This window comes from Desulfocurvus sp. (assembly GCF_023230885.1).
GTDB lineage: Bacteria > Desulfobacterota > Desulfovibrionia > Desulfovibrionales > Desulfovibrionaceae > Desulfocurvus.
This window is the reverse complement of sequence record NZ_JALNWM010000130.1, coordinates 1-9,366: the sequence shown is the minus strand read 5'-3', so window position 1 is coordinate 9,366 and position 9,366 is coordinate 1. Positions and strand designations below refer to the sequence as shown.

The 9,366-nt window shown below is 69.7% G+C and carries 10 protein-coding genes; 3 read left to right on the top strand and 7 right to left on the bottom strand.

Going from position 1 to position 9,366, the window contains the following annotated elements:
- The 7 genes from M0P34_RS10200 to flgB form a co-directional block, all read right to left on the bottom strand.
- The coding region (locus tag M0P34_RS10200) for a FliI/YscN family ATPase (RefSeq protein ID WP_291498809.1) at window positions 1-1,057 on the bottom strand (1,057 nt) is incomplete at its 3' end.
- The gene (locus M0P34_RS10195; protein ID WP_291498808.1) at window positions 1,054-1,881 is read right to left on the bottom strand and encodes a FliH/SctL family protein; all 828 of its coding nucleotides are present in this window, start codon (window positions 1,879-1,881) and stop codon (window positions 1,054-1,056) included. The genes M0P34_RS10200 and M0P34_RS10195, both read right to left, overlap by 4 nt.
- Window positions 1,868-2,869, bottom strand: a complete 1,002-nt coding sequence (gene fliG / locus M0P34_RS10190; protein WP_291498807.1) for a flagellar motor switch protein FliG — start codon at window positions 2,867-2,869, stop codon at window positions 1,868-1,870. Before fliG ends, M0P34_RS10195 begins: the two co-directional genes overlap by 14 nt.
- Window positions 2,869-4,485: a flagellar basal-body MS-ring/collar protein FliF gene (gene fliF / locus M0P34_RS10185; RefSeq protein ID WP_291498806.1), complete on the bottom strand. Its 1,617-nt coding sequence runs from the start codon at window positions 4,483-4,485 to the stop codon at window positions 2,869-2,871. The genes fliG and fliF overlap by 1 nt, the downstream gene beginning before the upstream one ends.
- Window positions 4,486-4,526: 41 nt before the next feature.
- Window positions 4,527-4,865 carry a flagellar hook-basal body complex protein FliE gene (gene fliE, locus M0P34_RS10180; RefSeq protein ID WP_291498805.1) on the bottom strand — a complete coding sequence of 113 codons (339 nt, stop codon included), beginning with the start codon at window positions 4,863-4,865 and terminating at the stop codon, window positions 4,527-4,529.
- 24 nt (window positions 4,866-4,889) lie between these two features.
- Entirely contained in the window at window positions 4,890-5,327 is a 438-nt protein-coding gene (flgC, locus tag M0P34_RS10175) for a flagellar basal body rod protein FlgC (protein WP_291498804.1), read from the bottom strand.
- Window positions 5,328-5,738 (bottom strand): flagellar basal body rod protein FlgB, encoded by a 411-nt coding sequence (flgB, locus tag M0P34_RS10170; RefSeq protein WP_291498803.1) that lies wholly within the window; start codon window positions 5,736-5,738, stop codon window positions 5,328-5,330. It lies immediately after the preceding gene.
- A gap of 513 nt (window positions 5,739-6,251) precedes the next feature.
- On the opposite strand from flgB, the gene M0P34_RS10165 reads away from it, so the two are divergent.
- The 3 genes from M0P34_RS10165 to hflX all read left to right on the top strand — a co-directional run bounded on the left by M0P34_RS10165 (window position 6,252) and on the right by hflX (window position 9,359).
- Window positions 6,252-6,815 carry a tetratricopeptide repeat protein gene (locus tag M0P34_RS10165; RefSeq protein ID WP_291498802.1) on the top strand — a complete coding sequence of 188 codons (564 nt, stop codon included), beginning with the start codon at window positions 6,252-6,254 and terminating at the stop codon, window positions 6,813-6,815.
- A gap of 219 nt (window positions 6,816-7,034) precedes the next feature.
- Window positions 7,035-7,634 carry an IMP cyclohydrolase gene (locus tag M0P34_RS10160; protein WP_291498801.1) on the top strand — a complete coding sequence of 200 codons (600 nt, stop codon included), beginning with the start codon at window positions 7,035-7,037 and terminating at the stop codon, window positions 7,632-7,634.
- 141 nt (window positions 7,635-7,775) lie between these two features.
- Window positions 7,776-9,359: a GTPase HflX gene (hflX, locus tag M0P34_RS10155; RefSeq protein WP_291498810.1), complete on the top strand. Its 1,584-nt coding sequence runs from the start codon at window positions 7,776-7,778 to the stop codon at window positions 9,357-9,359.
- Window positions 9,360-9,366 lie beyond the last annotated feature (7 nt).

Genomic DNA, 9,366 nt, shown 5'->3' with positions numbered 1-9,366 from the left:
TCAGCACGTCGATGGCCGGGTAGTGGCCCTGGTCGGCCAGCTCGCGGGTCAGGACGATGTGCCCGTCGAGGATGGAACGGGCGGCGTCGGCCACGGGCTCGTTGAAGTCGTCGCCGTCCACCAGCACGGTATAGATGCCGGTGATGGTGCCGCTTCCGGCGCGCCCGGCGCGCTCCAGAAGCTTGGGCAGCTGGGCGAAGACCGAGGGCGTGTAGCCGCGCGTGGCCGGGGGCTCCCCGGCGGCCAGGCCCACCTCGCGGGCGGCCATGGCGAAGCGGGTCACCGAGTCCATCATCAGCAGCACGTCCGCGCCCTGGTCGCGGAAATACTCGGCCACGGCGCTGGCCGCGTGGGCGGCACGCATGCGCACCAGGGGACTGTTGTCCGAGGTGGCGACCACCAGAACCGAACGGGCCAGGCCCTCGGGGCCCAGATCCTTTTCGATGAATTCGAGCACCTCGCGGCCGCGCTCGCCCACCAGGGCGATGACGTTCACGTCGGCCGAGGTGTAGCGGGCCATCATGCCCATGAGGGTCGACTTGCCCACGCCGGACCCGGCCATGATGCCCACGCGCTGGCCCTTGCCCAGGGTCAGCAGGCCGTTGATGGCCCGCACGCCCACGTCCAGGGGCTCGACGATGCGCGGGCGGCGCAGGGGGTTCAGCGGCTCGGCGTAGAGCGGATAGAAATCCGCCGCGGCCACGGGCCCGCCGTCGTCCAGGGGCGCGCCGAAGGCGTCCACCGTGCGCCCCAGCAGGGCCGGGCCCACGGGGAACAGGGGCGGGGTGGCCGTGTTCTTGATCAGCGACCCGGGGCGCACGCCGCGCATCTCGCCGTAGGGCATGAGCAGGCAGGCGCCGTCGCGAAAGCCCACCACCTCGGCGTAGAGCCCGCCGTCGTCGCGGCCCTCGGGCAGCAGCTCGCACACCGAGCCCAGGGGCGCCTTGATGCCCTCGCCCTCGGCGATGAGCCCGACGACCTTGCAGACCTTGCCGTAGGTGCGGCAGGGGTCCAGGTCGCGCAGGATGTTCATGCATCCGCGCGGATTGAGGCTCACGCGGGGTCTCCGCCGCCCGGGGCGGGAGCCGGGGGCGCCCCGGAGGCATCCCCGGCCCGGCGCGCGGCCTCGTCGACCTCGGGGCCGACGGCGCCAGACGCCAGCTGGTCGAGAATGGGTTCCACCAGGGCCATGCGGCTGGCCAGGGAGTTGTCGACCATGCCCCGGTCGGACTCGAGGATCACGCCGCCCCCGTCCAGGGCCGGGTCGGGCCGCACGGCCCAGCGCTCCAGGCCGGGGTGGCGGGCCTTGGCGCCTTCGAGCAGCTCCCTGGCCAGGGCCTGGTCCTGGGGATGGACGCGCACGGTCAGGGCGCGCTGCGAATCGATGGCGTCCAGGGCCTGGTCGAGCAGGGAGCCGAGAATCTCGGCGCGGCGCTGGTCCATCTCCGCGCGCACCAGGCGCCGGAGCGCCATGTGCAGGAGTTCGAGCACGTCCTGGCGGTATCCGGCCCACAGGTCGCGGGACGCGCCCTGGGCGGCGGCGAGGGTCCGGGCCAGGGCCTCGGCCTGGGCGCTGGCGGCGGCCTCGGCCTCGGCCCGGGCCTGCCTGCGGCCCTCGGCCAGCCCCTCGGCCACGGCCTGCTCGCGCAGGGCCCGGGCGTCGGCCACGGCCGCCGCGATGATGTCGCGGGCCGCGGCCTCGGCGCGCTCGCGCACGCGGCGGCGGTATTCCTCGCCATCCTTGTCGGTCCAGCCCTGGCGGCCCTCGCCTTGCAGGTCGGCCACGCTCATCTCGCCCAGGCCGTGGGCCTGGGCGCCGAGGATGACCCGCCCGGCGCGCCGGGCGGGGCCCTGGTCGCGCCCCTGGCTAGACAAAGACATCCCCGCCCCCGCGGCCGATCATGATCCGGCCCTCGGCCTCCAGGCGCCGCACGATCTTGACGATATTCTGCTGCGCGCCCTCCACCTCGGACAGGCGCACCGGGCCCATGATTTCCAGGTCCTCGCGGATCATGGCCGAGGCGCGCTCCGAGAGGTTCTTGAAGAACTTCTCCTGGATGTCCTCGGTGCCGCCCTTGAGGGCCTTGGTCAGGTCCTCGTTGGAGATCTCCTTGAGCAGCTCGCGAATGGCGCGGTCGTCCAGGGCCTTGATGTCCTCGAACACGAACATGAGGTTGCGGATGTCCTCGGCCATCTGCGAGGATTCCTCCTCGATCTCGGAAAGAACCTCCTCCTCGGTGGCGCGGTCCACGGCGTTGAGGATCTCGGCCACGGCCTGCACGCCGCCGACCTTCTTGCCTTCCTTGCCGCCCATGGCGATGAGCTGGCTTTGCAGCACCTTGTCCACTTCCATAAGCATCTCCTCGGCCACGGCCTCCAGGCGCGCCAGGCGCATGAGGATCTCGGGGCGAACCCCGGCGGGGAGCTGCTGGAGCAGCTCGGCGGCCTGCTCGGGATGCAGGTGGCCCAGGATCAGCGCCAGGGTCTGCGGGTGCTCGTTGCGCAGGATCTGCGACAGGATGCGCGGGCTGACGTTCTCCAGCTCGCGGAAGGGCGCCGGACCGGAATCCAGGTCCAGGAGGTCCAGGATGTACTTGGCCGTCTCGGAGTCGAGGTTCTTCATGAGCAGCTTCTTGACCTGCTCCGGGCCGCCCATGAGCATCTCGGCGTTGACCAGCAGCTGGTGGTGGAACTCGCGCAGCACCTCCTCCACCTGCTCCTTGGGGATGGTCTCCATTTCGACCATCGCCTTGGAGATCATGGCGATCTCGGAGCGGTCGAGGCGCTTGAACACGTCGGCGGTGAACTTCTCGCCCATGGCCAGAAGCAGTATCGCCGTCTTGTGCGGACCTGCGATGGTGGGTGGCATCAGGTGGTGGCCTCCTGCTTGAGCCAGGTCTTGATGATGGCCATGGCGCCGTCCATATTCTGCTCGCACAGCTGCATGGCGTGGGCCCGAATATCGTCGATCTTGCGCAGGGCGTCCAGGGCGTCCTCGTCCTCGCCGTCGGTGATGGCGATGCGGCCCTGGCCCTCGGGCAGCCCGGCCAGGCCCTCCACGCCCTCGACCTCGGTCTTGGGCCGGATGAGGGCCATGATCACCGGGCGCACCACCAGCACCAGGAAGAGGAAGATCAGCAGCCCGTTGAGGAACGGCTTGCCCAGGCGGTGCACATATTCCAGGATCAGCTCGCCCAGGTTGGGCTGGATCTCCTGGTCCGGCCCGCCGAAGGACATGCTGGTGACCTCGATGGTGTCGCCGCGCCGCTCGTCGAAGCCCACGGCCCCGGCCACGAGCTGGCGGATGCGCTGGAGCTCCTCGACGCTGCGCGGGGTGAAGACCTGGGCCGCGTCGCCCTGGCCGTCCGCCGCCGCCTGCTCAGTATACGTCCCATCGACGATGACCGCCACACTCAAGCGCTCCAGCTCGCCGATGGGCACGACGACGTGCTTTTCGACCTTGTTGATCTCGTAGTTGAGGGTGCGCGTCTCGCGGTTGGAGTTGAGCTGCGAGAGGGCGCCCGCGGGGCCGTCGCCCCGGAAGTTGGGCTCGGGGGTGCCGCCTTCCACGTTGGCCTGGCTGGTCTGGGTCTCCTCGCTGCGCTGGTCCGAGCGGGCCACCTGGCTGTCGGGGTCGTACTCCTCGCTGCGGATGGTCTTCTGGCTGAAGTCCAGGTCGGCGTTGACCTTGGCGATGACCCGGCCGGGCCCGTAGAGCGGCGAGAGCATCTGCTCGATGCGCAGCTCCAGGTTCTGCTCCATGCCCAGCTTCTTTTCCATCTGCGTGGTACTGAGGCCGCCCTGGTCCTCCAGGGCCTTGGGCGAGAAGAGGATGCCGCCGCCGGTGTCGGACACGGTGATGTTGTCGGGCGACATGCCCTCCACGGCCAGGGCCACGAGGTTGACGATGCCCTTGATCTTGGCGGGGTCGAGCTTCTCGCCCTGCTTGATCTTGAGCACCACGGAGGCCGAGGGCGCGGCCTGCTCCTCGATGAACAGGCTCTTGTGCGGAATGACCAGATGGACGCGGGCGCGCTCCACCTGGGGAAACTCGGAGATGGTGCGCGCCAGTTCGCCCTGCAGGGCGCGCTGGTAGTTGATGTGCTGCACGAAGTCCGTCTGGCCGACCTTGACCTCGTCGAAAATCTCGAAGCCCAGCCCCTGGCCGTGCAGCTTGCCCTCGCCCGCGATCTTCAGGCGCAGGTCGTAGACCTTGTCGGCGGGCACCAGGATGGTGGAGCCGTTGTCCTCCAGGGCGTAGGAGACCTTTTCCTGCTGGAGCATGCCGACCACGGTGGCCGCGTCCTCGGGGTACAGGCGCGAATAGAGCACCTTCATGTCCGGCCGGTTCAGCCAGTAGATGAGCAGGAAAAAGGTCACCACCACGGCGGCGGCCAGCCCGCCGATGAGGATGCGCTGGGAAACGTTGGTCTTGGCCCACAGGGTCCTGGTCTTGCCGAGGAAATCCGTCACGACGGGGGACATGCTGCTTTTCTCCGGGGTGTCAGGGGGTTGGCGGCGTCAGCCTAGAACTGCATCCGCGACAGTTCCTTGTAGGCCTCCAGGACCTTGTTGCGCACGGCGGAGGTCATGCGCATGGCCAGTCCGGCCTTTTGCAGGCTGATCATCAGTTCGTGGACGTTCTGGCGCTCGCCGGAGGCGAACTCCTCGACCATCCCGGACTTCTCGCTTTGCAGCTCGTTCACCTTGGACAGGGAGTCGCGCATGGTGTCGGTGAACGTGCTCTTCTGGCTCTTGCGGGCCTCGTCGGTGATGAAGGTCGCCTGCCCGGAGCCGGTGCGGCGCAGGCCGCCGGTCAGCTGGGCGTTCTGGTAGGCGTTCATGGCGACGTTGCGAATGGCCATGGCGGTTCTCCTTGGTCAGGCTTGCTAGCGGCCGATTTCCAGGGCCTTGTTCCACATGCTCTTGACCGACTGCATGGAGCTGACGTTGGCCTCGTAGGACCGGGTGGCCGTCAGCATGTTGGTCATTTCCTCGACCACGTTGATGTCGGGGTAGGTCACATAGCCCTGCTGGTCGGCGTCGGGGTGCCCGGGCTCGTAGACGCGCTTGCCGGGCCGCTCGTCGCGGGCGATGCCCAGCACGCGCACGCCCTTGAGCTCGCGGGTCTGGGCGTCCTGCATGGCCTTGGCGAAGGGCGAGTCCACGTCCACGGTGGCCTTGACCACCGTGCGGCGGCGGTAGGCCCCGCCCTCGGGGGTGCGGGTGGTCTTGGCGTTGGCCAGGTTCATGGAAATGATGTTCAGGTGCGTCCGCTCGGCGGACAGGCCCGACGCGCCGATGTCAAGTGCGGTCATGAAGTCCATTTACTTGGCTCCTTCCGTGATCACGGTGGCCAGGCCGTCGAACTGCTTCTGCAAGACGGTGCCCAGCGCGTTGTACATCAGGGTGTTCTTGGCCATCACCGACATCTCCTTGTCCAGGTCCACGTTGTCCTCGCCGTGGATGATGCGGTGCTTGAAGCCCTTCACGAGGTCGCCGCGAAAGCCGTCGGCGGCGAAGACGGTGGGCATGTGCTTTTCGTCGGTGCGGGTGATCTTGCCGCGCGCGTCGCGGTTCAGGGCGGCCTGGAGGTCTGCCTCGAACTCCAGGCGCCGGGCCTTGTAGTTGGGCGTGGTGATGTTGGCCAGGTTGCTCATGACGACATTTTGACGCTGGAGCCGCAGGTCCAGCACCTTGCCCGTCAGGTGAACGTTGCTGTCGAATAAGCTTTTCATGCCTGTCCTCCATGTGTTTCCGGCCCGTTCCGGGTCCTGGCGGACCCTGCGGACGCCCCCGGGGCGGGGCCGGGCCGGGCGACCGGCACCTGCGGTTGAGCAACCCTTGTGCCAACCGGGCATTTTTTGCCGCCCGTGCAGGGGGTGCCCCCCGGGAACGCCCGCCGGACAAGGCCGGACGGCCACGGCCCGGGCTCGGGCGGCCGGGGCGCCCCCGCCGGGGCCGCCCGCGCGCGCCCGGCGGGGGCCGTCGGCATTCCGGCTCCCGGGTCCGGGCGGCCCAGGGCCTCCGCCCACCCCGGCGCCCCGCGCGCGATTCCCTATACAGCCTCCGGGAAACGACAAAAAAGGGGTGTCACGGGTACAGACAGGGGAATTGGCACGCCGCTTGCTTCAGCATGCCTGCCCGGAGGCGGGGAGCCTGCGGGCTGGGAATGCATCGTTGGTCCGGCCATTGCATGGGCATTGCCGCCGGCACGGTTTACCGGAATTTCCCACTGTGGAGGGGAAGCCATGAGCAACCATCTGGACTACGAGATCAACAAGGAACTTGGAGAGTGCTATCTCTTCATGGGCGACCTGGAAAAGGCCGAGCAGTACTACACCAAGGCCGCCAGCTCCAACGGCGTCCACCCCGACCCGTACCTCGGCCTGGCGACCATCGCCGTGCAGAAGGGCGACCTGGACAGGGCCCATGTGCTCTACGCCAAGGCCGCGTCCATCGAGCCGGGCGACAAGGCCCTGGCGGGCATGGCCCTGGTGGAGATGGAAACCGGCCGCCAGGACGCCGCCTTCGAGAATTTTTCCAAGGCCCTGGGACTGAACCCCGAGAACATGGTGGCCATCTACATGCTGGTCCAGCTCGGGCACGTCCTTGGCCGCCTGGAGGAAGTGGTGCCGCACATGGAGAACTACCTCGGCATCGACCCCCTCAAGCACGACGTGCGCTACTCCCTGGCGGGCTGCCTGGCCTGCCTGGACAGGGCCGACGAGGCCCGGGAGCAGCTGGAGCGCATCCTGGAGCACGACCCGGAAAACACCGCGGCCCACGAGCTCCTGGACCAGATCCGGTCATGACGCGACGCGCCCGGACCGGGCCGGGGCTCCCTCCCCGGCGGGCCAGGCGCGCCACGGTGATACGATAATCTCCCCTCCCCAGCCTGGTTCCCCAGCCCCGACGAGAGCTGCCGGGGCTGGGGTGCCAGGTCTCCCCCGCCACGCGCGGGAACAGGCCGCCCGCACCTTGCCAGCGCACCGCTTTTTTGGCACATCTGCGCGGAAAAGAGAGGTGTGTGCATGGATCTGCTGCCCATCCGGCGCGCCATCCTGAGCGTGACCGACAAGACCGGACTCGTGGACTTCGCGTCCTTCCTCGCCAAGGGGGGCGTGGCCCTGTTCTCCACCGGCGGCACCCGCCGCAAGCTGCTGGACGCGGGCCTGAACGTGGCCTCTGTGTCCGAGGTCACGGGCTTCCCCGAGATCCTGGGCGGGCGCGTCAAAACCCTGCACCCGCACATCCACGCCGGCATCCTGGCCGACAAGGACGACCCCGGACACATGCAGACCCTGGACGGGCTGGGCCTGGCGCCCTTCGACCTGGTCTGCGTGAACCTCTACGATTTCGCCCACGCGGCCTCCCGGGGCCTGGGCCTCAAGGACGCCGTGGAGCAGATCGACATCGGCGGCCCGTGCATGCTGCGCGCCTCGGCCAAGAACTTCCACAGCGTGCTGGTGGTTCCCGGGGCGGACCACTACCCGCGCGTCATGGACGCCCTGCGGGCCAACGGCATGGCCGCGCCCCTGCCCCTGCGCCGCGACCTGGCCTGCGAAACCTTCGCCAAGACCAGCGAATACGACGCCATGATCGCCGGGTACCTGGGCAGCCGCGACGCGTAGCCCCGCGCCCCGCCCGGAACAGCCGGGCATGGAGACACCGCCATATCCCAGAAAATCCAGGGTAACACCCAGGGCCTGAAGCCCAGCCAGCTCAAGAGCCTCTCCCGCCTGGCCACCCGCCGCTACCCCGCCGTGGGCGGCCTGGGGCCGGAGCAGGCCCGCGAGCTGGCCATGCTCAGCGCGGCCATCGGCCGCCAGGTCGGCCTGCTGGTCGACCGCCAGGGCCGGCCCGAGATGGTCCTGGTGGGCGACGCCCAGGGCCTGTACATCCCCGAGCTGCCCCGGGCCCGGCGCTTTGCCGGGCGCCTGCGCGGACTGCGCCTGATGCATACCCACCTGGCCGGGGAGCCCCTGTCCCAGGAAGACCTGATGGACATGGTCTTCCTGCGCCTGGACGGGGTGCTTGTCCTGGCCGTGGGGCCCCACGGCCAGCCCGGCGACGTGACCTGGGCCCACCTCAACCCGCCCGGCCCCGGGGCCGAGCCCTACACGGTCCTCGGCCCGCTGCCCCTGCACCGCCTGGAGGTGGACCTCGAAGCCCAGGCGGCGGCCATCGAGGACGAGCTGGCCCGCTCGGGCGGCGCCCTGTCCGCCGACGGCACGGCCAGCGGCGACGACGCCCGGGCCATCCTGGTTTCCGTGTCCACCGAGCCCCGCCCCGTGCAGGAGGCCCACCTCCAGGAGCTGGCGGCCCTGGCCGCCACCGCCGGGCTCGCCACGGCCGGAACCATGGTCCAGCGCGTGCGCGAGGCCAACCCCAGGACCATCATGGGCAAGGGCAAGCTCGCGGACCTGGAGGTCCAGGCCCTGCAGGCCGACGCCGGCATCGTGGTCTTCGACCAGGAGCTGACCCCGGCCCAGATGCGCAACCTGGCCGAAATCACCGAACGCAAGGTCCTGGACCGCACCCAGCTCATCCTGGACATCTTCGCCCAGCACGCCGCCACGCGCTCGGGCCGCCTCCAGGTCGAAATGGCCCAGCTCCAATACACCCTGCCCCGGCTGGCGGGGAAGAACAGGGCCCTGTCGCGGCTCATGGGCGGCATCGGCGGGCGCGGCCCAGGCGAAACCAAGCTGGAGATCGACCGCCGCCGGGTGCGCGAGCGCATCACGCGCATCAAGAAGGAACTGGAGGACCTGCGCCGCCGCCGGGGCGCCACCCGCGCCCGCCGCGCCCAGGCCGGGCTGCCCGTGGTGGCCCTGGTGGGCTACACCAACGCGGGCAAATCCACCCTGCTGAACACCCTGACCCGCTCCGACGTGCTGGCCAGGGACAAGCTCTTCGCCACCCTGGACCCCACCTCCCGGCGGCTGCGCTTCCCCCAGGAGCACGAGCTGATCCTCACCGACACCGTGGGCTTCATCCGCCACCTGCCCGCCGAGCTGCGCGAAGCCTTCCGCGCCACCCTGGAGGAGCTGGAATCCGCCGACCTGCTGGTGCACGTCGCCGACGCAGGCCACCCCGAGCTGGAGGAGCACCTGCGCGCCGTGGAGGACATCCTGCGCGAGATGGACCTGCATGAGCTGCCGCGCCTGCTGGCCCTGAACAAATGGGAGACCCTGGAGCCCGAACAGGCCCTGGCGCTGCAAAACGCCCACCCCCGGGCCATCCCCATCACCGCCCGCGAACGGGCCAGCCTGCGGCCCCTGGTGGCGGCCATCGTGGCCCGGGCCTTCCCGGGCTGGAGCGATGTGACCTACGACCCCGACGGCCTGCCCGAGTAGCCCGGCC

Bases quoted from the DNA above. Each gene is read 5' to 3' on its own strand.
- M0P34_RS10195 (WP_291498808.1), bottom strand. From the start codon at position 1,881: ATGTCTTTGTCTAGCCAGGGGCGCGACCAGGGCCCCGCCCGGCGCGCC.
- fliG (WP_291498807.1), bottom strand. From the start codon at position 2,869: ATGCCACCCACCATCGCAGGTCCGCACAAGACGGCGATACTGCTTCTG.
- fliF (WP_291498806.1), bottom strand. From the start codon at position 4,485: ATGTCCCCCGTCGTGACGGATTTCCTCGGCAAGACCAGGACCCTGTGG.
- fliE (WP_291498805.1), bottom strand. From the start codon at position 4,865: ATGGCCATTCGCAACGTCGCCATGAACGCCTACCAGAACGCCCAGCTG.
- flgC (WP_291498804.1), bottom strand. From the start codon at position 5,327: ATGGACTTCATGACCGCACTTGACATCGGCGCGTCGGGCCTGTCCGCC.
- flgB (WP_291498803.1), bottom strand. From the start codon at position 5,738: ATGAAAAGCTTATTCGACAGCAACGTTCACCTGACGGGCAAGGTGCTG.
- M0P34_RS10165 (WP_291498802.1), top strand. From the start codon at position 6,252: ATGAGCAACCATCTGGACTACGAGATCAACAAGGAACTTGGAGAGTGC.
- M0P34_RS10160 (WP_291498801.1), top strand. From the start codon at position 7,035: ATGGATCTGCTGCCCATCCGGCGCGCCATCCTGAGCGTGACCGACAAG.